Below are 24,099 nucleotides of genomic sequence, written 5' to 3'. Positions count from 1 at the left end.
CCGACGGTGGGCTGGTCGCCATGGGGCCAGCCGCCGGTCGCATCGTATTCACTGCCCCATGCGCCGGTGGGCTATGGCGGTGGGGCGATTGCGCCGCCGGTGGACCGAAACGGCCTGGAGGCATGAAAGCGGCTCGTGTTGCATCGCAGCCAAGCTGCAGGCTTCACCAATTGTGCCGATGGGCTCTTACGGTGCCATGGTACAACGCAGGCCGGACCGGAGGCGTTCCGTCGTCGGGACTTGGGCTGTACTCCACTACCGAGATCAAGAGCCTCATGATCATTCGCGCAAAAGTCGTCGCTGGCGACCAGGAAATTACGGCGGACGTCGCCGCTAGCCTTGTGGGTGATGGTGGATTGACGTTGCGGCAGAGCAGCAACGTGGCACTGGATGCCCCAATGGACCAGATAGCCGGGTACGTGAAGCAGGGCCCGGACCTGCTGGTGCAGCTGAAGGATGGGCAGACGATCCGGCTCGTCAACTTCTACATGGAGGGGCAGCCGCCCAGCCACCTGTTCCTGGTAGATGGTGATGACATGCTGGTGGTGGTGGAGATGCCGGCGATGGCCAGCGATGGCCCGCTGTTTGCCACCAGTGGAGGGACGGCGGGTCCCGCCGGCTTTGAATTGCTGACGTCCGCCGATGGGATGGGCGTGGCCATGCTGCTGGGCGGAGTTGGCATGGTTGGTGTGGGCCTGGCCGCGGCGTCAGATGGCAGCGCACGCGTACCCACACCCGTGCCTGTAGCGGATACCGAGCCTCCGGCTGCGCCGTACGGATTGATGATCAGCCCGGATGGCAGGCTGCTGACGGGAACCGGTGAGGCGGGCGCCATCGTGTCTGTGGATCTCGATGGTGACGGGCGTGCCGATGTCACCGGCAAGGTCGATGCGCAGGGCAGGTTCTCCATTGCATTGGCGCCACCGTTGACCAATGGTGAGAGCCTGAGCGTCGTCCTGATCGATCCAGCAGGCAATACCAGCAGTGTCGTACAGGTGGTTGCGCCGGATACCACACCGCCGGCAGCTGCAAGTGCGGTGGCAGTGGCCGTTGACGGCAGCAGCATCAGCGGCAACGGCGAGCCCGGTGCGACGGTGAGCGTGGATCTCGACGGTGATGGCGAGCCGGACATCTTTGGCGTTGTGGGGGCCGATGGCGAATTCACCCTTGCACTTGAGCCGCCCTTGACTGCAGGCGAAACCTTGGACGTCGTGCTGGTTGATCCTGCAGGCAACCGCAGCGCCGTCACCACGGTCAATGCACCGGACTTTCCCGATGCCCCAATCGTTGAGCCCAGCAATGGGAGCCACATCTCCGGCACGGCGGCGCCCGGACAGTCCATCATCGCCTTTGATGCCAACGGGCAAGCTATCGCCCGGGGAGGAGTTGGCGAGGACGGCCATTGGCACATTACGCCGGATGTTCCTTTGAGCGATGGCGCGGAAGTCACTGTCGTTGCTGTGGATGAGCATGGCAACGCCGGCCCGCCCACTGTTGTCACGATCGATGCCATGGCGCCCGATGTGCCGGTGGTCAATCCAAGCAACGGCACGACCCTCAGCGGCACCGCGGAGGCCGGGGCCAAGGTGCGCCTCACCGATGGCAACGGCAACCCGATCGGCGAGACCACCGCCGACGGCAGCGGCAACTGGAGCTTCACACCGGGCACGCCGCTGGCCAACGGCACCGTGGCCACCGCCACCGCGACCGACCCGGCCGGTAATACCAGTGCCCCGGCCAGTACTACCGTGGACGCCATCGCGCCGACCACGCCGACCGTCAACCTGAGCAACGGCAGCAGCCTCAGCGGCACTGCGGAACCGGGTAGCACGGTGATCCTCACCGACGGCAACGGCAATCCGATCGCCGAGGTCACCGCCGACGGCAGCGGCAACTGGACCTACACCCCGTCCACGCCGATCGCCAACGGCACCGTGGTCAACGTGGTGGCCCAGGACGCCGCCGGCAATAGCAGCCCGGGCGCCAGCGTCACCGTGGACTCGCAGGCCCCGGCGGCTCCGGTGCTCAACCCGAGCAACGGCACCACGCTCAGCGGTACCGCTGAGCCGGGCGCCACCGTGACCCTGACCGACGGCAACGGCAACCCGATTGGCCAGGTCACCGCCGACGGCAGCGGCAACTGGAGCTTCACACCGGGCACGCCGTTGCCCAACGGCACCGTGGTCAACGCCACGGCCAGCGACCCGACCGGCAATACCAGCGCTCCGGCCAGCACCACCGTGGACTCGGTGGCGCCGGCCGCGCCGGTGGTCAATCCGAGCAACGGCGCGGAGATCAGCGGCACCGCCGAACCGGGCGCCACCGTGACCCTGACCGATGGCAGCGGCAATCCCATCGGGCAGGTCACTGCCGACGGCAGCGGCAACTGGAGCTTCACCCCGTCCACGCCGCTGGCGGATGGAACCGTGGTCAACGCCACCGCTACCGACCCGGCCGGCAATACCAGCGGCCAGGGCAGCACCACCGTGGACGCCATCGCGCCGGCCACGCCGACCGTCAACCTGAGCAATGGCAGCAGCCTCAGCGGCACCGCCGAGCCGGGCAGCACGGTGATTCTCACCGACGGCAACGGCAATCCGATCGCCGAGGTCACCGCCGACGGCAGCGGCAACTGGACCTACACCCCGTCCACGCCGATCGCCAACGGTACTGTGGTCAACGTGGTGGCCGAGGACGCCGCCGGTAACAGCAGCCCGCCGGCGACGGTGACCGTCGATTCCAGCGCGCCGCCGGCGCCGGTGATCAACCCGAGCAACGGCGTCGTCATCAGCGGTACCGCCGAGGCCGGTGCCACCGTGACCCTCACCGATGCCGGCGGCAACCCGATAGGGCAGGTCACCGCCGACGGCAGCGGCAACTGGAGCTTCACGCCGGGCACGCCGCTGGCCAACGGCACGGTGATCGTCGCCACGGCCACCGACCCGACCGGCAATACCGGCCCGCAGGCCGCCACCACGGTGGACGCGGTGGCGCCGCCGGCGCCGGTGATCGATCCGAGCAACGGCACGACCATCAGCGGCACCGCGGAGGCCGGGGCCAAGGTGATCCTCACCGACGGCAACGGCAACCCGATCGGCGAAACCACCGCCGACGGCAGCGGCAACTGGACCTTCACGCCCGCCACGCCGCTGGCCAACGGCACGGTGGTCAACGCCGTGGCCCAGGACCCTGCGGGCAATACCGGCCCGCAGGGCAGCACTACCGTGGACGCGGTGGCGCCGAACACGCCTGTGGTCAATCCGAGCAACGGCAACCTGCTCAACGGTACCGCCGAGCCGGGCAGCACCGTGACCTTGACCGACGGCAACGGCAACCCGATCGGCCAGACCACCGCCGATGGCAGCGGCAACTGGAGTTTCACGCCCGGTTCGCAACTGCCCAACGGCACCGTGGTCAACGTGACCGCGACCGATGCCGCCGGCAATACCAGCCCTCCCGCCACGACGACGGTGGATTCCTCGCTGCCGTCAATCCCGCGGGTGGATCCAAGCAACGGCTCGGTGATCAGTGGCGGGGCCGACGCCGGCAACACCATCATCATCACCGATGGCAACGGCAACCCGATTGGCCAGGTCACCGCCGACGGCAGCGGCAACTGGTCCTTCACTCCAGGCATCCCGCTGCCGGATGGCACGGTGGTCAACGTGGTGGCGCGCAGCCCAAGCAATGTCGACAGTGCGCCGGCGGTGATCACGGTGGATGGCGTGGCCCCGGCGGCGCCGGTGATCGATCCGAGCAACGGCACCGAGATAAGCGGTACCGCGGAAGCGGGCGCGACGGTGATCCTCACCGATGGCGGCGGCAACCCGATCGGCCAGGCCACCGCCGCCGGCAGCGGCAACTGGACGTTCACCCCGGGCATCCCGCTGGCCAACGGTACGGTGATCAACGCCGTCGCCCTGGATGCGGCCGGCAACATCAGCGGTCCGGCCAGCGTCACCGTCGATGCCATCGCCCCGCCGGCGCCGGTGATCGATCCGAGCAACGGAGTCGTCGTCGGTGGTACGGCGGAAGCCGGGGCGACGGTGATCCTCACCGACGGCAACGGCAACCCGATAGGGCAGGTCACCGCCGACGGCAACGGCCACTGGGCGTTCACCCCTGGGACACCGCTGGCCAACGGTACAGTGGTCAATGCGGTGGCCCGCGACGCGGCCGGCAATACCAGTGGTCCCACCAGTGCCACCGTCGACACAGTGGCGCCGGCCGTCCCGGTACTCGATCCGAGCAACGGCACGGTCATCAGCGGGACGGCCGAGGCCGGGGCGACGGTGATCCTCACCGACGGCAACGGCAACCCGATAGCCCAGGTCACAGCCGACGGCAGCGGCAACTGGTCCTTCACGCCCGGTACGCCGCTGGCCAACGGCACAGTGGTGAAGGCGATGGCTCGGGACGCCGCCGGCAACACCAGCGGTACGACCAGTACCACAGTGGATTCGGTCGCTCCGGCCACCCCGGTGATCGACCCGAGCAACGGTGTGGAACTCAGCGGCACCGCCGAACCCGGCGCCCGGGTGATCCTCACCGATGGCAATGGCAACCCGATCGGCCAGACCCTCGCCGACGGTAGCGGCAACTGGACCTTCACACCGAGCACGCCGCTGGCCAACGGCACGGTGGTCAATGCCGTGGCCCAGGACCCGGCCGGCAATACCAGCGGTCCGGCCAGCACCACGGTGGATACGGTGGCGCCGGCCACGCCGGTGATCAATGCCAGCAACGGCAGCGTGATCACCGGCACCGCCGAGGTCGGCGCCAAAGTGATCCTCACCGACGGCAACGGCAACCCGATCAGCGAGACCACCGCCGACGGCAGTGGCCACTGGACGTTCACCCCGGGGACACCGCTGCCAAACGGTACGGTGATCAATGCCGTCGCCGAGGACGCCGCAGGCAACGCCAGCGGTCCAGCCAGCACCACGGTGGACACGGTGGCGCCATCCGCTCCTCTGCTGAGCATCAGCGCCGACGGCGCGCTGCTGACCGGCACCGCCGAGCCGAACAGCCAGGTGCGTATCGTGGTCAACGGCGACACCGCCAACCCGATCACGGTCACCGTCGACGGCGCCGGCAACTTCGGCCTGCCGTTCGCGCCGCCGCTGATCACCGGAGACCTGATCGCCGGGGTTGCCGTGGACGCCGCCGGCAACGTCAGCGGGCCGGCCACCATCAACGCGCCGGACCTGGCGCCGCCGACCATCAGCGTGCCGGAAGCCGCCGATACCTGGATCAACGCCGCGGAGATCGGCGACGGCATCCAGGTCGATGTGACGGTCCGTCCGACCATGCAGGTCGGCCAGGTGGTCACGGTCAAGTTCGCCGGGCAGAACGGCTACGAGGCCGAGGTCAGCCATACCCTCACCGCCGGCGACATCGCCGCCGGCAACCTGACCCTGACCCTGACGCCTCCTGGCGGCATGGGCCCGTTCCCGGAGGGCGCCTCGACCGTCACCGCCGACATCGACGGCGGCACCGCGTCGACCCCGGTGCCGTTCACCATCGACACCATTCCGCCGGCGACCCCGGTGCTGTCCCTGGTCGGCAGCCTCCTGACCATCTCGGCGGAGCCTGGCACGGAACTGATGGTCACCGTCGACGTCGGCGGGATCGAGGCCACCGCTGCGGTGACCGCCGACAACAGCGGGCTGACCTCGCTGAACCTGCTAACCGGCCTTGACATCGACTTCAGCTGGGACCAGCTTCTCCATGCACAGGTGGCGGTGGTCGGTCACGACCCGGCCGGCAACCCCGGAAACGTGGCGAGCATCGGCGTCGGCAGCAGCATCGAGCAGCCGGTGACCATCGGCAACTTCGGTCTGGACGTCAGCCTCAACCCGCTGAACCCGCGCTTCCATTTCAGTGGCACCACCGAGCCCGGTTCCAGCGTGGTGATCCGGGTCATCACTCCGACGCTGAACACCGAACTGCTGCCGATCCAGACGGACTCGTCGGGCACCTTCTCGCTGGACCTGCTGAGCCCGACCACCCTAGGCCAGTTGGGGGTGAACAGGACTGACATCCTCAACCTGGGCTCGCAGATCTCGTTCAGCCTGGTATCCACCGACTCCAGCGGCAACGATAGTGCCGCCTACGGGATCACTCTGGTCCCCAGCGGTCTGGCGCTCAACATCGGCCAGATCAACGTCAATGGAACTTACGGCGACGACGTGCTGTCCGGTGCCCACGGCAGTTCGGAGTACATCAATGGCGGCGACGGCAGCGACCTGATCTTGAACGTGGGCACCGGCGATCATGTGGTGGCCGGCAGCGGCAACGACACCATCCAGATCACTGCGATCGATTTTGTAAGTATCGATGGTGGTGCGGGATTCGATACGCTCCTCCTGGCCAACGGTATCGACCTGGACTACAGCGCCGTCGGCGTCGGTACCCTCAGCAACCTTGAGCGCATCGACCTCGGCAAGGGCGATTCAGGGAGCGTGCTGACCCTGACCGCAGCGGAGGTGGATGCCATAACCGATGCCAACAACACGTTGCAGATCACCGGCGAGAACAACGACATCCTGAATGTCGTGGGCGCGGTGAATACCGGCAGCACGCAGTTGATCAATGGCACTACCTACGACGTCTATACCTTCGGCAGCACCACGCTGCTGATCGAGGACAACACGGTGCAGGTCGTGGTGTGATGCGTCGTGACAGGCAGTATGTCCGGCCGCGTCATGGCCCTGCCCGAGGAGCCGCTTGGTTCCTCGGGGTTTGCCTGCCATTGTGCGCACAGGCGATGCCGCTGGAACAGGCGGTGAAATCGGGGCTGGCGATCCACCCGCAGGTGCGGGCGGCGCTGGCCGATGCCGAACGTGCCGGGACGCAGGTGGATATTGCAAAAGACGGGTATTTCCCTGCACTGCAACTTTCAGGTGGACCGCAGGCCGGCCGCATGTCTGAGGTCGCCTACGACGCCACGTTGTCGCAGATGCTGTTCGACTGGGGGCGCACGCGCAGCCAGGTGGAAGCGGCCAATGCCACGCAGCGGCGCTACCTCAGTGCGCTGGAGGTTGCACGTGACGACGCAGCCCTGGACATCATCGAAACCTATTTCGATGTGATGCTGGCGCGCGAGCGGGTTGCCGTTGTACGTGACTTCCTGCGCCGCATGGAGAACGTGCGGACCATGGCCGGCAACCGCAGTGACAGCGGCTATGCCGATCGCACGGAGCGGGACCGCGCACAGCTGGAACTGGCACGCGGACGTGAGCAGTTGGCTATGGAAGAGGGGGCGTTGCAGGACGCCGATAGCCAACTGAGGTTGCTGCTCGGGCAAGACCCGGGGCAGTTGCAGATGCCCGTGCTGCCTGACACGGAATGGCCCTGGCAGCATGCGGGGCTGGCGGCGGCGATTGAAGCAGCACCGCTGCTGCGGCAGGCGGATGAAGCGGCCGCCGCTGCCCAAGCCGAATTGGCCGAGGCGCGGGCTGTGCTTCGGCCGCAGCTCAACGTGGAGGCTTCGGCACTGCGTCGGCAGATCGGCGGGCATATGGAAAATGACGCCAGTGTCTCCCTGCGGCTGCGCATGGACATCACCCATGGCCTGAGCAGTTTCCGTCGTCCGCTTGCCGCGCGGCAACGCCTGGACGCCGCGCAATGGTCCACTGAAGCAACACGCCGTGACCTGGCGCGCAAGATGCGCACGCTGGCAGACAGTGCACAGGTGCTGGCACTGCGTGAGCAGGCGCTGGACCAGCAGGTGGCAGAGTCCAGCCGTGTGGGCAGCCTTTATCGCGATCAGTTCCAGGTGGGGCGTCGCGACATCATTGACCTGCTCAGCGTGGAGCGCGAGCGGATGGAAGCCGAACGTCAACTGGCCACGTTGCGCATGGAACGCATCCGTATTGATTACCGCGCCGCAGCCCAGGTTGGGCAGCTTGGAGTGCTGCTTGGAGGTCCCCCCCGTGCCGATGCCACGCACTGAAACAACGGCAGGTGCGCACGAGCGTGCGCTTGATCCGCTGCAGGAAGGGTTGCTGCTGTTGTGCGCCCGCCTCGGGAGGCCGCTGGGTGCGGCAGAATTGGTGGAGGGCATTGCCCTGGAGCAGGGCCGGCTGCCCCTGTCGCGGGTGCCGCGCGCGCTGCGCCGCGCTGATTTGAATGCGCGAGTCGTCCCGTACGGGCTGGATGACATGGACGCCTACCTGCTGCCGGCGCTGTTGCTGCTCAACAACGGCAACACACTGCTGCTTACAGGTATCGACAAGGCAGACGTGCAGGTGGAGGTGCCCCAGGCTGACGGGGGCACGCAGTCGTTGCCGCGGCAGATGGCGGCCGAGCTCTACAGCGGCACGGCGGTGTTTGCCAAGGCGCGCTTCCGTGCCGATCCGCGCGCCGGTGATTTTGCGGCCAGCCGTCCCGAACATTGGTTCTACGGGCCGTTGCGTCGCTTGTGGCGTTCCTATGTGGAAGTGGGGGTGGCCTCATTCGTGGCCAACCTGCTGGCCATCGCCAGCGCTCTCTTTGCCATGCAGGTCTACGACCGGGTGGTGCCGGTGGCGGCGTTCGATACCTTGTGGGTGTTGGCCAGCGGCGTTGCCCTGGCGGTGGTGATCGAAGGAGTGCTGCGCGTCCTGCGCGGGCAGTTGCTGCATGTGCTGGGCAAGCGCCTGGACCTGCAGTTGGGCAGCCTGCTGTTCTCGCGCGTGCTGGGGATGCGCATTTCCGCCAAGCCCGCGTCGATGGGGGCATTCAGTACCCAGGTGCGGGAGTTCGAGGGGGTGCGTGATTTCTTCACTTCCTCCACGGCAGCATTGCTCAGCGACCTGCCGTTCGTGTTCGTGTTCCTGCTGCTGATCGCGTTGATTGGCGGCCATGTGGTCTGGGTTCCGGTCATCGGCTGTGTACTGATGGTGATCCCCGGGCTGCTGGCGCAACGCCACCTGGGCGCCTTGTCGCGACAGAACCTGCGCGAGGGCGCGGTGAAGAACAGCGTCCTGCTGGAGGCTTTTGAACACCTGGAAACAGTCAAGGCCACGCGGGCCGAAGGCCGCAGCCTGAAACAGTGGGAAGCACTGACGGCACAGCTGGCGAGCACCTCGCTGAAGTCCAGCACGCTGACTGCCAGCCTCAGCCACGGCGCAGCCGTGGTGCAGCAACTGTGCTACGTCGGGGTAGTCGCGTTCGGTGTGTACCGGATCAATGACGGCGCCATGACCGTGGGCGCACTGGTGGCTGCATCCATCCTTTCCTCCCGCGCCATCGCACCACTGGCGCAGGTGGCTGCGGTGCTTGGCCGCTGGCAGCACACCAAGGTGGCGATGGAGGGCCTGGATCAGTTGGTGGGCTCCGCGCAGGAGCGCCCGGAAGGCAGCCGGTTCGTGTACAAGCCGCGTCTGCAGGGTGGTTATCAGTTGCAGGATGTGCGCATGGCCTTCGCCGATGGCCCCGATGTGGTGGACGTGCAGGCGTTGACCATCGCACCGGGGCAGCGGGTGGCGTTGTTGGGGGGCAACGGTGCCGGCAAATCGAGCCTGCTGCGGCTGCTGTCCGGCTGGGTTGCCCCGCAGCAGGGAACGCTGTTGTTGGATGACGTTGCGCTTTCGCAGATTGATCCGGCCGACCGCGCCCGCAACATCGGTTACCTGCCGCAGGATGTCGCCCTGTTCCATGGAAGCCTGCGTGACAACCTCAACCTGGAAGGGGCGACGTGGGACGATGATGAATTGCTCGAGGCGCTGGACGCGGTGGGAATGGGCGCCTTCGTGCGCGGCAATCCGCAGGGGCTGGACCAGCGGGTGCTGGGAAATGGCAGCCTGTCCGGCGGACAGCGACAAGCCATCGGGCTGGCGCGGGTGATCCTGCAGGACCCTCCCATCGTATTGCTGGACGAACCCACCGCAGCCTTCGACCAACACAGCGAAACCCATGTGGTGGAGTTCCTTCAGCGCTGGCTGGGGCAGCGCACACTGGTACTCACCACGCACAAACGCAGCATGCTGGCATTGGCGCATCGCGCGGTGGTGATGCGTAACGGGCGGATCATCATGGACGGCGAGCTGGACCAGGTGGTGCAGGGCAATCAGGTGCAGGCTGGCGGCAAGGCCGCGGAGATGCGTCATGGCTGAGCACAAGCGCAAGCTGGCGCAACGCTTGAGGCGTGGTCTTTCAGACCCGCTGCTTGCCACCACGCACCCGGTCTACCGGCCATTGCTGTGGGTGTTGCTGACGACGGTGGCCATCGCCATCGGTTGGGCTGCCTTTGCGCAGTTGGACCAGGTCACGCGGGGCGAAGGCAGGGTTGTGCCCTTCAGCCGCATGCAGAAGATCCAGAGCCTGGAGGGCGGCATCCTCGATCAACTGCTGGTCAAGGAGGGTGACCTGGTGGAAGTGGGGCAGCCCCTGGTCAGGCTTGAGGCCACCCATTTCCGGACCAACTACGAAGAGTCTGCCAACCAGTCGCAGGTGCTGCGTGCCGCCATTGCCCGGCTGGACGCGGAGGTTCTTGGTACAGGCGCCATCCACTTTCCCGCGGACATCGCCACCGATAGTGCGTTGACGCGCTCGGAGCAGGGCCTGTACCGGTCACGGCGTGCCACGCTGGAGCAGAGCAGCGCAGCCATCAGCCAGCAACTGGCCATCGCCCGGGAGCAGTTGGCGATTGTGCGGCCGCTGGTCGCGCGCAATGCGGTGAGCCAGATGGAGGAACTGAAGCTCAGCCAGGAGATTGCAACGCTTACCGGCAAACTCGGCGAACTGCGCAATACCTATTTCCAGGACGCCTACACCGAACGTTCCAAGCTCAAGGCGCAACTGGCGGCCATCGAGCCCATCGTAGATCAACGGCAGGACCAGCTGCGGCGTACGGAGATCCTTTCCCCCGTCCGCGGCCGCGTGAACACGGTGCTGATCAATACCCGCGGTGGTGTCATCCCGCCGGGGGAGCCGATCATGGAGGTCATTCCCGTGGAAGAGCGCTTGTTGGTGGAGGCCCGGATCAAGCCACGGGATGTGGCCTTCCTGGTGCCCGGCATGCCGGCCAAGGTCAAGATCACCGCATACGACTACACGATCTATGGCGAACTCCATGGGACGGTCGAACAGATCAGTGCCGACACCATCGAGGAACAGACGCCACGCGGCAAGGAGTCGTTCTACCAAGTATTGATCCGCACCGATGGCAGCCAGCTGAGCCGGCACGGCCAGACGCTGCCGATCATCCCCGGCATGGTGGCCGATGTGGATATTCTGACCGGCAAGCGCAGCGTGCTGAACTACCTGTTGCGTCCCCTGATCAAGGCACGGCTGAACTAGGTCAGGCCGGTCAGGGTTGTCTTATGGCGTGATGCAGGGGCATCCTGCATAGCCGGTCCAACCCACTGTGCCGTTGGTCCGCGTGTTGTTCACGATCATCGACGGGTCTTCATTGTGGGGGAAGCCAACAGCATCATGTTGCTCAAGCCGTCCCCTTTGGACGGTGTTCGTGCCGGGCTGGGCTCCGCCGGCCGAAGGCGTCGGAGAGGATCCATCGCGTCCCGGCGCACCGCACCGTGATCGCGGGCGTATGGCGCCGGGCATGAAGGTAGTGGAAGAAAGCAGAAGACTGGATGATGTATGCGTATCGCTTCCTGGAACGTCAATTCGCTCAATGTCCGCCTGCCGCACCTGGAACAGTGGCTGGCCGGTTTCGCCCCCGACGTGGTCGGCCTGCAGGAAACCAAGCTGGAGGACCACAAGTTCCCCGACACCCGGCTGCTGGAGCTGGGCTACCGCAGCGTGTTCGCCGGGCAGAAGACCTACAACGGCGTCGCGCTGCTGTCGCGCAGCCCCATCGAGGACGTGCGGATCGGCATCCCCGGTTTCGAGGATGCCCAGATGCGGGCCATCGCCGGCACCGTCGGCGGCGTGCGGATCATCAACCTGTACGTGGTCAACGGCCAGGACGTGGGCACCGACAAGTACGCCTACAAGCTGCGCTGGCTCGAGGCGGTGCATGCCTGGGTGGAGGAGGAGCTGGGCCGGTACCCGGAGCTGGTGGTGATGGGCGATTTCAACATCGCCCCGGACGCGCGCGACGTGCACGACCCGGCGGTCTGGAACGAGGACCACATCCTCACCTCCAGCGCCGAGCGCGGGGCGCTGGAGGGACTGCTGCGGCTGGGCCTGCACGACGGCTTCCGGCTGCACAGCGACGAGGCCGGGGTGTTCAGCTGGTGGGACTACCGGGCCGCCGGCTTCCGCCGCGACCTGGGCCTGCGCATCGACCTGACCCTGGTGTCCGAAGCGCTGCGGCCGCGGGTGGTGGCCGCGGGCATCGACCGCGAGCCGCGCACCTGGGAGCGGCCCAGCGACCATGCGCCGGCGTGGGTGCAGCTGGGGTGAGCGGCGGCGTGACGGGCCGGCGGCGCCTGTCCGCGGGGCGGACGGCCGCCACCGGCCCGGGTGGGCCGGCGTCCGCGGCGGTCAGCGCACGCGGTTGCGGGTGAACAGGTTGACGATCGCCAACAGGATCACCGCGCCCAGCAGCGAGAGCAGGAACGAGCGCAGGGTGATCGCGCCGTTGATGCTGCCGCCGCTGAACAGGAAGCCGGCGATCATCGCGCCGACGATGCCGACCACGATGTTCAGGATGATGCCCTGCTGTGCGTCGCGGCGCATGATGAGGCTGGCCAGCCAGCCGACGATGCCGCCCACGATCAACCAGACGATGATGCCCATGTCCGTGCCTCCTTCTGTTGCCGCCCCCGGATTGGCGCGGCCCCCGCAGTCAAGACGATCGGGCGTGAAGCGGCCGTGGACCGGGGGCCGGGGCTGATGGCCGCGGAGCCGGCCTGGCGCTTCGGCCCGGTGCGGGTGTGGCAGCTGCCGCACCAGCCCGGCACCCGCGGCGAGCCGCAGGCGCGGGTACTGCTGGCGGACGCCTTGGACACCGCCCCGGAGCGGCTGCCGCTGACCCGCGACGAGCGCGGCCGGCCGTGGCTGATCGGGGCGCTGGCGGACTACGGTACCGGCTGGAGCCACAGCGGCGGGCACCTGCTGGTGGCCCTGGGCGAAGGCGTGCGGCTGGGCGTGGACCTGGAGCGCCAGCGTCCGCGGCGGCAGATGCGCGAGGTGATCGGGCGCTTCTTCCATCCCGCGGAGATCGCCTGGCTGCAGGGGCTGGCGGCGGCCGAATGCGAGCACTGGTTCTTCCGGGTCTGGTGCGCCAAGGAAGCGCTGCTCAAGGCGCACGGCCACGGCTTGTCCTTCGGCCTGCACAGGCTGCGCTTCGCCCCGGGCGAGGACGGCGCCCTGTACCTGGCCTGGTGCGATCCGGGGCTGGGCGACGCGGGCCGCTGGCACCTGCACGAATGGCAGGCGTCGGCCGATTTCCGCGCGGCGCTGGCGTGGTATCCGCTCTGAGGGCGGACCGCCGCTGCGCTGTCCGCGACGGCGCCTGCCGATCCCCGCAGGCACCCGGGCCGCGTCCGGCGGGGCCACGGACGGCGGGTGCGGTCCGGGGTGGCCGGCCCTTGCCGGCGCGGCGGCCTGCGATAATCCCCCCATGAACGACACCTCCCTCCCGCCCGAGGTCGCCGCCGACCTGCGGAACGGGCTGCAGGCCATGGGCCTGGACGCCGCCCTGGCGCCGCCGCTGCTGGCCTACCTGGCCCTGCTGGTGCGCTGGAACCGCACCTACAACCTCACCGCGATCCGCGATCCGCGCGAGATGGTGACCCGCCACCTGCTGGATTCGCTGGCGATGGTGCCGCATATCGAGTCGGGCACCCTGGCCGACCTCGGCACCGGTCCGGGGCTGCCGGGCATCCCGTTGGCAATCGCCCGCCCGCGGCTGCAGGTGACGCTGGTGGAGAGCAACGGCAAGAAGGCGCGCTTCCTGCGCGAGGCCGTGCGCCAGCTGGGCCTGGGCAACGCCCGGGTGGCCGAGTCCCGCGCCGAGGCGCTGGACGAGCCGGCCGCCTACGACAACCTGACCGCCCGCGCCATGGACACCCTGGCCGGCATCGTCGCGGTCGGCGGCCACCTGCTGCGCCCCGGCGGCCAGCTGCTGGCGATGAAGGGCGTGCACCCGCACGAGGAGATCGCGGCGCTGCCGGGGGACTGGCAGGCACTGGACGTGCGCCCGCTGCAGGTGCCGGGGCTGGTGGGCGAGCGCCACCTGGTGGTGTGCGGCCGCCGGGCCTAGGCGCCGGTGCGTCCGGACGCGCCGGGAAGGGCGGGCACGGGCCCGCCGGGGCCGGATTTCCCCGAACCGGCGCCAGCCCGCATAATGCCCAGTCCCACCCTTTCCCGTCCATGAGGCCCACCCGCATGGCCCGCATCATCGCCATCGCCAACCAGAAGGGCGGCGTCGGCAAGACCACCACCGCCGTGAACCTGGCCGCTGCCCTTGCCGCCGCGTCCCGGCGGGTGCTGCTGGTCGACATCGATGCACAGGGCAACGCGACCATGGGCAGCGGCGTGGACAAGCGCGAGGTCGCCGCGTCCACCTGCGACCTGCTGCTGGGCGAGAACACCGCGGCCGGGATCCTGGTCCGGGCGCCGGAGGGCTACGACCTGCTGCCCGGCAACATCGACCTGACCGCGGCCGAGATCCAGCTGATGGAGCAGGAGGGCCGCGAACAGCGGCTCAAGCGTGCGCTGGCGCCGATCCGCGACGGCTACGACTTCATCCTGATCGACTGCCCGCCGGCGCTGTCGCTGCTGACCCTCAACGCCCTGGCCGCGGCCGATTCGGTGATCGTGCCGATGCAGTGCGAGTACTACGCGCTGGAAGGCCTCAGTGCGCTGGTGGAGACCATCGAGGCGCTGCGCGGCAACCTCAACCCGGCGCTGGAGATCGAGGGCGTGCTGCGGACCATGTTCGACGTGCGCAACAACCTGGCCAACGCGGTGTCGGCCGAACTCACCGAGCATTTCGGCGACCGCGTGTTCCGTACCATCGTGCCGCGCAACGTGCGCCTGGCCGAGGCGCCCAGCCATGGCCAGAGCATCGTCGGCTACGACCGCGCCTCGCGCGGCGGCGTGGCCTACCTCGGGCTGGCGGGAGAGCTCATCCGCCGCACCGATGAACGCAACAGGGCCGTCAGGGCCATGGAGGCTGTCTGATGAGCACAGTGAAGAAGCGCGGCCTGGGCCGCGGCCTGGACGCGCTGCTCGGCCCCAAGGGCGCGGTGACGCCGGTCTCGGTGGCGGCGGTGGCCGAGCCGCAGCCGGGCGAGGCGCTGCGCAAGCTGGCCATCGACCTGCTGCAGCCGGGCAAGTACCAGCCGCGCCGGGAGATGGACGAGGCCAAGCTGGGCGAGTTGTCCGAATCGATCAAGGCGCAGGGCGTGATCCAGCCGATCCTGGTGCGCCAGGTCGCCGGCGGCAAGTACGAGATCGTCGCCGGCGAGCGCCGCTGGCGCGCCTCGCGGCTGGCCGGGCTGGACGAAGTGCCGGTGGTGGTACGCGAGCTGGAGGACCGCACCGTCATCGCCATGGCGCTGATCGAGAACATCCAGCGCGAGGACCTCAACCCGCTGGAGGAGGCCGAAGCGCTGCAGCGGCTGATCTCCGAATTCTCGCTGACCCATGCCGAGGCCGCGCAGGCGGTGGGCCGCTCGCGCGCCTCGGTGTCCAACCTGCTGCGCCTGATCGACCTGCCCGTGGGCGTGCGCGTGCTGCTGGAAAGCCGCCGCCTGGAGATGGGCCACGCCCGCGCGCTGCTGACCCTGGCGCCGGAGCTGGCGACCAAGCTGGCCGAGGAAGCCGCCGACGAAGGCTGGTCGGTGCGCGAGGTCGAGCACCGGGCCCAGCAGTTCGCCGCCGGCAAGGTGCCGGGCGCCCGCCGCGCGCGGCCGGCACCGGCCGCCCCGCAGGCCGACATCGCCTCGCTGGAGACCGAGCTGTCCGAATCGCTGGGGACCCGGGTGGCGATCGCCCACGGCCGGGCCGGCAAGGGCCGGCTGGTGATCCACTACACCGACCTGGACACGCTCGAAGGCGTGCTGGAGCGCCTGCGCACCCGCCAGGCGTCCTGAGCGGCGGCTGTCGCGGACCACGTTCCCGGCGCGCCCGGCCGGGGGCGATCGCCAGCAGCCGTACGTCCGCGCGGTGCCCGCCCGGGCCGCGGCAGGACTGCCGAGAGGCTGCAACCCGGCCGCGCCCGTCCGTGCGGCATGTGCCATGCGGCTCCGGCATGGGCAGGATGTTCCGGCCGCCTCCGTCGCCCGCGCAAGCCGTGGCCGGTACCGGCCACGTGGCCGCCGGCGCACCCGGCTATCATGGGCGGGTCGCCCCGCGACCGCTCCCGCCGGCGTCGCGCGGCGCCTGGACCTCCGCTTTCCGGAACCCCTTGATGACCGTTCTCGTCACCGGCGCCGCCGGCTTCATCGGCGCCTACACCTGTCAGGCACTGGCCGCGCGCGGCGAGCGCGTGGTCGGACTGGACAACTACAACGACTACTACGACCCGCAGCTCAAGCGCGACCGCGTCGCCGCGCTGTGCCCGCAGACGGACATCCGGGTCCTGGACCTCGGCGACCGCGACGGCCTGGCCGCACTGTTCGAGGAACTGCAGCCGGCGCGGGTGATCCACCTGGCGGCGCAGGCGGGGGTGCGCTACTCGCTGCAGAACCCGCACGCCTACGTCGACAGCAACCTGGCCGGGTTCGTCAACATGCTGGAGCTGTGCCGCCACCACGGCGTCCAGCACCTGGTCTATGCATCGAGCAGTTCGGTCTACGGTGATTCGGCCACGCCGCCGTTCTCCGAGGACCAGCGGGTGGACCAGCCGCGCTCGCTGTACGCCGCGACCAAGGCCGCCAACGAACTGATGGCACACGCCTATGCACAGCTGTACGGACTGCGCGCCACCGGGCTGCGCTTCTTCACCGTGTACGGGGCGTGGGGCCGCCCGGACATGGCGCCGCTGCTGTTCTCGCGCGCGGTGCTGGCGGGCCGGCCGATCGAGGTGTTCAACGAAGGCCGCATGCGCCGCGACTTCACACATGTTTCCGACATCGTCGCCGGTATCCTCGGCGCGCTGGACGCGGCCCCGGAGGCGGCGCACCCGCATCGGCTGTTCAACCTGGGCAACCATGTGCCGGTGGCGCTGGAGCGTTTCATCGAGGTGATCGCCACCGCGGCCGGGCGCGCCGCGGACAAGCGCTACCGGCCGATGCAGCCGGGCGACATGGTCGAGACCATGGCCGATACGTCGCGGGCGCGGGCGGCCTTCGGGTTCGATCCGGCCACGCCGATCGAGACCGGGCTGCCGCCGGTGGTGGCCTGGTGCCGCGACTACTTCGGCGCGGACGCCTGAAGCGGTCCGGCCAAGGGCGCGCCGACGGGCCGCGGCAGCGGCCGGCTCATGCGCCGTCAAGCCGCGTGCAGGAAAATGCGCGCTCCCGTCCACCTCGCACCCACGGATCCCCGCGATGAACCAACCCGCACTTTCGGTGGTCGTCCCCGTCTTCAACGAGCGCGACAATGTCGCGCCCCTGGTGGCCGAGATCGCCGCCGCGCTGCGCGGCCGGATGGATTTCGAGGTCGTCTATGTCGACGACGATTCCAAGGACGACACCCTGCAGGTGCTGCGGTCGCTGAAGGCGGCCCACCCGGAACTGCGGGTGCTGCACCACGTCCGCCAATGCGGGCAGAGCACGGCGGTGCGCACCGGTGTGAAGGCGGCGCGGGCGCCGTGGATCGCCACCCTCGACGGTGACGGCCAGAACGACCCGGCCGACATCCCGATGCTGCTGTCCGCGCGTGCCGCGGCGGCGCCGGAGGTGAAGCTGTTCGCCGGCTGGCGCGTGGACCGCCAGGACTCCGGGTCCAAGCGCTGGGCCAGCCGCTGGGCCAACCGCATCCGCGCGCGCATGCTGCGCGACGACACGCCCGATACCGGCTGCGGCATCAAGCTGTTCGAGCGGGCTGCCTTCCTCGACCTGCCGTACTTCGACCACATGCACCGCTACCTGCCGGCGCTTATGCAGCGCGCCGGCTGGACGACCACCAGCGTCCCGGTCAACCATCGCCAGCGGACCGCGGGCGTCTCCAAGTACACCAACCTCGGCCGCGCGCTGGTGGGCATCCGCGACCTGCGCGGCGTGGCGTGGCTGATCGCACGCAGCCGGCGCACGGCGGTGGAGGAGCTCTGAGCATGGAGTTCATGAACCAGCCGCTGGCCTGGCTGGAGTGGACCGGCGTGCACATGTCGCCGTGGAAGCTGATCGGCCTGACCGGCGCGCTGATGTTCGGCGGCCGCTGGCTGGTGCAGTTCGTCGCCTCGCGGCGCGCCGGCAAGCCGGTGATCCCGCGGCTGTTCTGGTACATGAGCGTGCTGGGCAGCCTGATGACGCTGAGCTACTTCGTGTTTTCGGCCAAGCAGGATGCGGTGGGCGTGATCCAGAACCTGTTCCCGGCCTTCACCGCGCTGTACAGCCTGCGCCTGGACATCCGCCACCGCGGCTGGCGGCGCGACCGCGCCGGGCACTGAGCCTGCCGGAGGCGGCGTCCGCCGGCGCCGCGGCAGCCGGCAGGGAACCGGCACGCACAGGTGCCGGGCGGCGCGCAGGACTTTCGAACCATGCACGCCGGCGCCGCCGGTGACATGATCGGGGCCTGTATTTCCGGGAGTCGTCCGTTCGTGAAAACCGCCCTGTCCACCGCCCTGCTGCTCGCCCTGTCGTTGCCGGCCGCCGCCGTCCATGCCGCCCCCGGGGCCGCGGCCACCGCCGCCGCGCCCTCGAACGCGAGCGCCACCCGGGCCGCCGATGCGCGTTTCCAGGCGATCTACGAGAAGGAATGGGCCTGGCGCCAGACCGGTGGCGGCGAGGCCAGCGAGGACAGCGACGGTCCGGCCGCCGCCACCCGCCTGGCCGATGTCGGCGCCGACGCGCAGCAGGCACGGCTCAAGGTCTGGGACGGGGTGCTGGAACAGCTGCAGGCGATCGATCCGGCCACGCTGTCGGCCGACAACCAGGTCAACTACGCGATCTACCGCTACCAGGTGGAGAGCCTGGCCGATGCGGTGCGCCTGCGGACCTACGAGATGCCGTTCAACTCCGACTCCTCGTTCTGGTCCAACCTCAGCTTCATGGCGCGGCGCGAGATGAAGACCGCGCAGGACTACCGCAACTACATCGCCCGCCTCAACGACGTGCCGCGCTATTTCGACCAGCAGATGGTCAACATGCGCGCCGGTCTGGCGCGTGGTTTCAGCGTGCCGCGCGCGGTGCTCGAGGGCCGCGACGTCTCCATCGCGACCGTCGCCGAGCTCAAGGACCCCACCGCCTCGCCGCTGTATGCGCCGTTCGAGAAACTGCCTTCCAGCCTCCCGGCCGCCGAACGGCAGGCGCTGCAGGAGGCCGCGCGGCAGGCGATCAGCGGCAGCGTGGTGCCGGCCTTCGCCCGCCTGCTGCAGTTCTTCCGCGACGAGTACGTGCCGCAGGCGCGCACCACGCTGGCGGCGGAGAAGATGCCGGATGGCGAGGCGTTCTACCGGCAGCAGATCCGCGAATACACCACGCTGGACATGAGCCCCCAGGAGATCCATGCGGTGGGCCTGAGCGAAGTCGCCCGCATCCAGCGGGAGATGAACGCGATCATCGACAAGGTGGACTTCAAGGGGAAGAGCGCGCAGACCCGCTTCGCCGACTTCCTCGAGTTCCTGCGCACCGACCCGCAGTTCTACGCCAAGACCCCGGAAGAGCTGCTGTGGCGCGCGGCGTGGATCTCCAAGCGCGTGGACGGCGTGATCGGCAAGTTCATGACCCTGCCGCGCGCGCGCTTCACCATCGTGCCGGTGCCGCCGGACATCGCCCCGTTCTGGACCGCCGGCCGCGGTGGCATGGGCACCTACTGGCTCAACACCTACAACCTGCCGGCGCGGCCGCTGTACAACCTGCCGGCACTGACCCTGCACGAGTCCGATCCGGGGCACGCGCTGCAGGGCGCGCTCGCCGCCGAGCAGACCGGACAGCCGGACTTCCGGCGCAACGCCTACATCTCCGCCTATGGCGAAGGCTGGGGGCTGTACACCGAGAAGCTCGGCGTGGAGATGGGCATCTACGAGACGCCCTACGAGGACTTCGGACGGCTGACCTATGAGATGTGGCGGGCCTGCCGGCTGGTCATCGACACCGGGGTGCACCACTACGGCTGGAGCCGCGAGCAGGCGCTGGCCTACCTGCGCGACCACACCGCGCTGAGCGAGCACGAGGTGACCACCGAAGTCGACCGCTACATCTCCTGGCCGGCGCAGGCGCTGAGCTACAAGCTCGGCGAGATCGCCATCGTCCGCCTGCGCGCGCAGGCGGAGAAGGCGCTGGGCGAACGGTTCGACATCAAGTCCTTCCACGATGCCGTGCTCGAACAGGGGTCGGTGCCGCTGCCGGTGCTGGAGCAGCAGATCCAGGCCTATATCGAAGAGCGCAAGAAGGCCTGATCCCGCCGCAGCCGCGGCGGAGAGGCGGCAGGCTGCCGCGCGCGCCCGGCACGCCCGCTGCCTGGTTGTGCCATCGGCGGGCCGCCTGCGGCATCGGAATCGGCCCGGCCCACGGCGGGCGCCCAATCCGGCGCCGGCAGGGCCGTTGTTTGACGGCGGGTCCGTGGCGGCCCAGGATCGCCACGGACCCCCGGCATGGCGAGGAGAAGACGATGCGGACAGGCATGGCGGGGCGGATGATCCTGCTGTCGGCGGTGGCCGGAAGCGCCAGCGCCGATGACAGCCTCTATATCGAGTTCCTCTGGTCCAAGCCCGCGTCCGATGCCATCGCGCGCCAGCAGACGCGCCAGTTCGTCACCGAGGCCGGGCACGACCACCAGATCTGCGTGGCGGCCGAGACGGCCGACACCGACGTCGGTGGCCTGTGGATCACGCTGGCCGATGCGCGGGGCGAAACGGTCGCGCGGCACTCGTCCCCCGACTACCGCGGCACCAAGCGCTGCTATCCCGCCGACCTCGGCCAGGGCGGCGTGCCGGGTGCGTGGACGGTGACGGCGCGGTTGGGGGACGGCCGCAGCCAGGAGGCCTCCATCCGGGTCGACCCGCGCATCGACGCGTCGCCCTACTCCCTGGAGCGCGACAGTCCCTATGTGGTCGGCCGCCCGAACTACGACGCATCACTGTTCCCGGCGGCGCAATGGAGTGGCCGGCTGGTCTGGGTGATGGAGGTGGATCCCGAGGGGCGGGTGACCCATGTCGAGATCGAGGTCGCCGAAGGCATCGGCGAGCACCTCCGCGACCGCGCTTTCGCCGCCGGCTACATGAGCCTGTTCCCGCCGGACCCGGCGCGTGCGGCCACGCCGCTGCGCTGGCGGCGCAGCCTGTCATTCGCGCCCGAATGAGCGGGCGCTATCATCGCGCGGACGGTGCGCGGAGGGTCCGCGCGGCAAGGGAGAAGGGGATGCATGGGGTCCGCAGGTGGGGTCCGGCTGTACTGCTGTTGCCGCTGGCCGGCTGCTTTCCGCAGGGCGGCGCCGGCGATCCGGATCCGGGCCGGGATCCGGCGCCCGTGGCCGCGCCGGCGACGGTGTCGCGCTTGGCCATCGCCGACTGCGACCGCCTGGGCGGGGTGCTGGGCGACCTGGTCAACGGCATGGAGCGGGTAGCGGCCGGGGCCGGGCAGACGGCCGGCAGCCTCGAATGCGCCTGGTGGGACAGGCAGGCCGGGCGTTCGTTCAGCCTGCAGGCGCGGGTGGCGCCCGGGATGGCGCCGGTACCGGTCGATGACGGCTCGCCGGCCGGTGCCGGGATCAGCCCGGTGCCGGTGCCGGCGTTCGCGGCCCGGGGCGGCACCGCCGCGATCCGCACGCAGGCCGATGCCGGCGGAACCGCGGTGACGTTCTGGCTGGCCCTGGCCGATGCCGAAGTGCTGATGGTCAACCAGGCCGGGGCCGGGGCGGCGGGCGGAGCGCCGCTCCTGGAGCCGCTGCGGGCCCTGGAGATCGCCGGCCGGCTGCTGGGCGACTGAGCGCCCGTAAGGCGCGCTTGCCAGGAGAGCGGCCCGGCCGCATAATACGCGGCTCGCTGTGCCCGGGAATCCGGGTCGGTGGCCGGCAGCACGTCGCCCGGCCGCCCCGCGGCGCGACCGATTCCCGTGACGTGCGGCGGACCACCGCCGGGGCCGCCCTCTTCCTGGCCAAGGAAGAGACAACCGACATTACCGAGGTGCGCAATGTCCCGAGTTTGCCAAGTTTCCGGCAAGAAGGTGCAGACGGGTAACAACGTCTCGCACGCCAACAACAAGACCCGTCGCCGCTTCCAGCCGAACCTGCACGAGCGCCGTTTCTGGGTCGCCAGCGAGAACCGCTGGGTCAAGCTTCGTGTTTCCGCGCATGCGTTGCGCACCATCGACAAGAACGGCATCGATTCCGTTCTGGCTGAGCTGCGTGCCCGCGGCGAAAAGGTCTGAGGAGTAAACCATCATGGCAGGCAAGCGCGACAAGGTCCGTATGATTTCCTCGGCCGGTACCGGCCACTTCTACACCACGGACAAGAACAAGAAGAACACCCCCGGGAAGATGGAATTCCTGAAGTACGACCCGGTGGTCCGCAAGCACGTGTTGTACAAGGAAGGCAAGATCAAGTAATCCACGCGGATTGCTGTTCCCGCCGTTCGACGCCGAACCCGCCGCAAGGCGGGTTCCGTGTTTCAGGCGCATGACAGGCGCCATGGGGCGCGCCCATCAGCACATGTGCCGGTGGCATCAGGCGCGGGCGGCGGCATCCCCTACAATCGGCCCATGACAGCTTTCGACCAGCCGCAGGTCTGCGACCTCGCCATCATCGGCGGCGGCGCCAGCGGCCTGCTGACGGCCATCGGCGCGCTGCACGGCGCCCGCGACGGCCTGCGCCTGGTGATCCTGGAGCCGCGGCTGCCGCTGGGGCATGGGATCGCCTACGCCACCCGCGATCCCGGGCACCTGTTGAACGTGCCGGCCGGCAAGATGAGCGGCTTCCCCGACCGCCCCGACGATTTCCTCGACTACCTGCTCGAGAGCGGTGCGTTTCCCGACAGCGACCGCGAGGCGCTGGCGGCGCGTTTCGTTCCCCGGCTGCACTATGCCGCCTACCTGCGCCACCGCCTGCAGCAGGCGGTGGCGGCCAGCCCGGCGCGGCTGGAGGTGCGTGGCGAGCGGGTGACGGCGATGGCGGCAGGGGAGGAGGGCATCACCCTGCAGTTGGCATCCGGCCCGCCGTTGCGGGCCGCCGCGGTGGCGGTGTGCACCGGCAACGCCCTGCGTCCGCTGCCGGCCCGCGGCGTGTCGTCGTTGCCTGCCGGCCGTTGCATCGATGCCTGGGAGGTCGAGGCGGTGCGGGAGATTCCCGCCGATGCCGACGTGGCGATCGTCGGCTCCGGGCTGAGCATGGCCGACTGCGTGGTGTCGCTGGCCGCGGCGGGGCACCGCGGCCAGGTGCATGTGCTGTCGCGCCACGCGCTGCTGCCGCTGCCGCACGCGGCCGGCCCGGCGGCCGGCTACGATCCGCAACCGCTGCTGGCCATGACCCTGCGGCAGCGCGTGCGTACGCTGCGCCGCCATGCCGCGGAGGCCGCCCGGCACGGTATTCCGTGGCAGAGCGTGATGGACCGCATCCGCCCGCTGGGCCAGGCGCTGTGGCAGTCGCTGTCGGTGCAGGACCAGCGGCGTTTCCTGCGCCATGCGGTGCGCTACTGGGACGTGCACCGGCACCGCATCGCCGTGCCGGTGCATGCCAGCCTGCTGGCAATGCGCGCGCAGGGGCGCCTGCACCTGCACCGTGGCCGGCTGGACAGCGCGGTCGCCGAAGGCGCCTGCGTGCGCTTGACGGCGTTTGATGCCCGGCGGCGCCCCTTCCAGCTGGACGTGCGCTGCGTCATCAATGCCACCGGCGTGGAGATGCGCGCCCAGGCCATGCGCAACCCGTTGCTGCAGCAGATGCTGGGCAGCGGCATCGCGCGCCCGGGGCCGCACGGCATCGGCATCGACAGCACCGCCGACGGCGAGCTGGTCGCCGCCGATGGCCGCGTCGAGCCGCGCGTGCGCATCGTCGGCAGCCTGCGCATCGGCGGCCTGTGGGAGAGCCTGGCCATTCCCGAGCTGCGCGGCCAGGCGGCGCAGGCTGCCGCCGCACTGGCCGCGCGCGTATAGTGCCGCGAC

19 protein-coding genes are annotated in these 24,099 nt (G+C 69.4%); 18 read left to right on the top strand and 1 reads right to left on the bottom strand.

What is annotated here, in order from left to right; genetic code table 11:
- Positions 1–20 precede the first annotated feature (20 nt).
- From K5L01_RS08775 to xth, 5 genes are all read left to right on the top strand, one after another.
- Positions 21–6,674 carry an Ig-like domain-containing protein gene (locus K5L01_RS08775; RefSeq protein ID WP_425603869.1) on the top strand — a complete coding sequence of 2,218 codons (6,654 nt, stop codon included), beginning with the start codon at positions 21–23 and terminating at the stop codon, positions 6,672–6,674.
- A 95-nt stretch (positions 6,675–6,769) separates the two neighbouring features.
- Positions 6,770–7,957, top strand: coding sequence for a TolC family protein (locus K5L01_RS08770; protein WP_250063943.1), 1,188 nt, complete (start codon positions 6,770–6,772; stop codon positions 7,955–7,957).
- The gene (locus K5L01_RS08765; protein WP_250064156.1) at positions 7,944–10,100 is read left to right on the top strand and encodes a type I secretion system permease/ATPase; all 2,157 of its coding nucleotides are present in this window, start codon (positions 7,944–7,946) and stop codon (positions 10,098–10,100) included. Before K5L01_RS08770 ends, K5L01_RS08765 begins: the two co-directional genes overlap by 14 nt.
- Entirely contained in the window at positions 10,093–11,286 is a 1,194-nt protein-coding gene (locus K5L01_RS08760) for a beta-barrel domain-containing protein (RefSeq protein WP_250063941.1), read from the top strand. The genes K5L01_RS08765 and K5L01_RS08760 overlap by 8 nt, the downstream gene beginning before the upstream one ends.
- Before the next feature lie 300 nt (positions 11,287–11,586).
- A complete protein-coding gene (xth, locus tag K5L01_RS08755; RefSeq protein ID WP_250063939.1) occupies positions 11,587–12,354 on the top strand; it encodes an exodeoxyribonuclease III in 768 nt (255 codons plus the stop codon).
- 81 nt (positions 12,355–12,435) lie between these two features.
- Here the strand turns inward: xth and K5L01_RS08750 are convergent, their stop codons facing one another.
- Positions 12,436–12,690 carry a GlsB/YeaQ/YmgE family stress response membrane protein gene (locus tag K5L01_RS08750; RefSeq protein WP_250063937.1) on the bottom strand — a complete coding sequence of 85 codons (255 nt, stop codon included), beginning with the start codon at positions 12,688–12,690 and terminating at the stop codon, positions 12,436–12,438.
- Between the two features lie 96 nt (positions 12,691–12,786).
- On the opposite strand from K5L01_RS08750, the gene K5L01_RS08745 reads away from it, so the two are divergent.
- The 13 genes from K5L01_RS08745 to K5L01_RS08685 all read left to right on the top strand — a co-directional run bounded on the left by K5L01_RS08745 (position 12,787) and on the right by K5L01_RS08685 (position 24,090).
- Positions 12,787–13,374, top strand: coding sequence for a 4'-phosphopantetheinyl transferase family protein (locus tag K5L01_RS08745; protein WP_250064155.1), 588 nt, complete (start codon positions 12,787–12,789; stop codon positions 13,372–13,374).
- Between the two features lie 142 nt (positions 13,375–13,516).
- The gene (gene rsmG / locus K5L01_RS08740; RefSeq protein WP_250063935.1) at positions 13,517–14,158 is read left to right on the top strand and encodes a 16S rRNA (guanine(527)-N(7))-methyltransferase RsmG; all 642 of its coding nucleotides are present in this window, start codon (positions 13,517–13,519) and stop codon (positions 14,156–14,158) included.
- Positions 14,159–14,283: 125 nt separating this feature from the next.
- A complete protein-coding gene (locus K5L01_RS08735; RefSeq protein ID WP_250063933.1) occupies positions 14,284–15,081 on the top strand; it encodes a ParA family protein in 798 nt (265 codons plus the stop codon).
- Positions 15,081–15,995 (top strand): ParB/RepB/Spo0J family partition protein, encoded by a 915-nt coding sequence (locus K5L01_RS08730; RefSeq protein WP_250063931.1) that lies wholly within the window; start codon positions 15,081–15,083, stop codon positions 15,993–15,995. Before K5L01_RS08735 ends, K5L01_RS08730 begins: the two co-directional genes overlap by 1 nt.
- A gap of 317 nt (positions 15,996–16,312) precedes the next feature.
- Positions 16,313–17,278, top strand: coding sequence for an NAD-dependent epimerase/dehydratase family protein (locus tag K5L01_RS08725; RefSeq protein ID WP_250063929.1), 966 nt, complete (start codon positions 16,313–16,315; stop codon positions 17,276–17,278).
- 115 nt (positions 17,279–17,393) lie between these two features.
- Positions 17,394–18,116, top strand: a complete 723-nt coding sequence (locus tag K5L01_RS08720) for a glycosyltransferase family 2 protein (RefSeq protein WP_250063927.1) — start codon at positions 17,394–17,396, stop codon at positions 18,114–18,116.
- 2 nt (positions 18,117–18,118) lie between these two features.
- Positions 18,119–18,454, top strand: a complete 336-nt coding sequence (locus K5L01_RS08715; protein WP_425603868.1) for a lipid-A-disaccharide synthase N-terminal domain-containing protein — start codon at positions 18,119–18,121, stop codon at positions 18,452–18,454.
- 150 nt (positions 18,455–18,604) lie between these two features.
- The gene (locus tag K5L01_RS08710; RefSeq protein WP_250063925.1) at positions 18,605–20,404 is read left to right on the top strand and encodes a DUF885 domain-containing protein; all 1,800 of its coding nucleotides are present in this window, start codon (positions 18,605–18,607) and stop codon (positions 20,402–20,404) included.
- Positions 20,405–20,640: 236 nt separating this feature from the next.
- The gene (locus tag K5L01_RS08705; RefSeq protein ID WP_250063923.1) at positions 20,641–21,306 is read left to right on the top strand and encodes a hypothetical protein; all 666 of its coding nucleotides are present in this window, start codon (positions 20,641–20,643) and stop codon (positions 21,304–21,306) included.
- A gap of 167 nt (positions 21,307–21,473) precedes the next feature.
- Complete coding sequence (locus tag K5L01_RS08700; protein WP_250063921.1) at positions 21,474–21,932, top strand: hypothetical protein; 459 nt, start codon at positions 21,474–21,476, stop codon at positions 21,930–21,932.
- A 204-nt stretch (positions 21,933–22,136) separates the two neighbouring features.
- On the top strand, positions 22,137–22,373 hold the full coding sequence (gene rpmB, locus K5L01_RS08695; protein ID WP_054668347.1) for a 50S ribosomal protein L28: 237 nt from the start codon (positions 22,137–22,139) through the stop codon (positions 22,371–22,373).
- A gap of 10 nt (positions 22,374–22,383) precedes the next feature.
- The gene (rpmG, locus tag K5L01_RS08690; protein ID WP_169411268.1) at positions 22,384–22,551 is read left to right on the top strand and encodes a 50S ribosomal protein L33; all 168 of its coding nucleotides are present in this window, start codon (positions 22,384–22,386) and stop codon (positions 22,549–22,551) included.
- A 153-nt stretch (positions 22,552–22,704) separates the two neighbouring features.
- Positions 22,705–24,090: an FAD/NAD(P)-binding protein gene (locus K5L01_RS08685; RefSeq protein WP_250063920.1), complete on the top strand. Its 1,386-nt coding sequence runs from the start codon at positions 22,705–22,707 to the stop codon at positions 24,088–24,090.
- Positions 24,091–24,099 lie beyond the last annotated feature (9 nt).

Origin of the sequence: Stenotrophomonas mori, assembly GCF_023556335.1 — a bacterium.
GTDB classification, from domain to species: domain Bacteria; phylum Pseudomonadota; class Gammaproteobacteria; order Xanthomonadales; family Xanthomonadaceae; genus Stenotrophomonas; species Stenotrophomonas mori.
This window is presented reverse-complemented; position numbering and strand designations above follow the sequence as displayed.

What these genes read in the sequence shown, in the direction of transcription:
- K5L01_RS08775 (WP_425603869.1), top strand. Translation starts at nt 21, where the DNA reads ATGGGGCCAGCCGCCGGTCGCATCGTATTCACTGCCCCATGCGCCGGT.
- K5L01_RS08770 (WP_250063943.1), top strand. Translation starts at nt 6,770, where the DNA reads ATGCCGCTGGAACAGGCGGTGAAATCGGGGCTGGCGATCCACCCGCAG.
- K5L01_RS08765 (WP_250064156.1), top strand. Translation starts at nt 7,944, where the DNA reads ATGCCACGCACTGAAACAACGGCAGGTGCGCACGAGCGTGCGCTTGAT.
- K5L01_RS08760 (WP_250063941.1), top strand. Translation starts at nt 10,093, where the DNA reads ATGGCTGAGCACAAGCGCAAGCTGGCGCAACGCTTGAGGCGTGGTCTT.
- xth (WP_250063939.1), top strand. Translation starts at nt 11,587, where the DNA reads ATGCGTATCGCTTCCTGGAACGTCAATTCGCTCAATGTCCGCCTGCCG.
- K5L01_RS08750 (WP_250063937.1), bottom strand. Translation starts at nt 12,690, where the DNA reads ATGGGCATCATCGTCTGGTTGATCGTGGGCGGCATCGTCGGCTGGCTG.
- K5L01_RS08745 (WP_250064155.1), top strand. Translation starts at nt 12,787, where the DNA reads ATGGCCGCGGAGCCGGCCTGGCGCTTCGGCCCGGTGCGGGTGTGGCAG.
- rsmG (WP_250063935.1), top strand. Translation starts at nt 13,517, where the DNA reads ATGAACGACACCTCCCTCCCGCCCGAGGTCGCCGCCGACCTGCGGAAC.
- K5L01_RS08735 (WP_250063933.1), top strand. Translation starts at nt 14,284, where the DNA reads ATGGCCCGCATCATCGCCATCGCCAACCAGAAGGGCGGCGTCGGCAAG.
- K5L01_RS08730 (WP_250063931.1), top strand. Translation starts at nt 15,081, where the DNA reads ATGAGCACAGTGAAGAAGCGCGGCCTGGGCCGCGGCCTGGACGCGCTG.
- K5L01_RS08725 (WP_250063929.1), top strand. Translation starts at nt 16,313, where the DNA reads ATGACCGTTCTCGTCACCGGCGCCGCCGGCTTCATCGGCGCCTACACC.
- K5L01_RS08720 (WP_250063927.1), top strand. Translation starts at nt 17,394, where the DNA reads ATGAACCAACCCGCACTTTCGGTGGTCGTCCCCGTCTTCAACGAGCGC.
- K5L01_RS08715 (WP_425603868.1), top strand. Translation starts at nt 18,119, where the DNA reads ATGGAGTTCATGAACCAGCCGCTGGCCTGGCTGGAGTGGACCGGCGTG.
- K5L01_RS08705 (WP_250063923.1), top strand. Translation starts at nt 20,641, where the DNA reads ATGATCCTGCTGTCGGCGGTGGCCGGAAGCGCCAGCGCCGATGACAGC.
- rpmB (WP_054668347.1), top strand. Translation starts at nt 22,137, where the DNA reads ATGTCCCGAGTTTGCCAAGTTTCCGGCAAGAAGGTGCAGACGGGTAAC.
- K5L01_RS08685 (WP_250063920.1), top strand. Translation starts at nt 22,705, where the DNA reads ATGACAGCTTTCGACCAGCCGCAGGTCTGCGACCTCGCCATCATCGGC.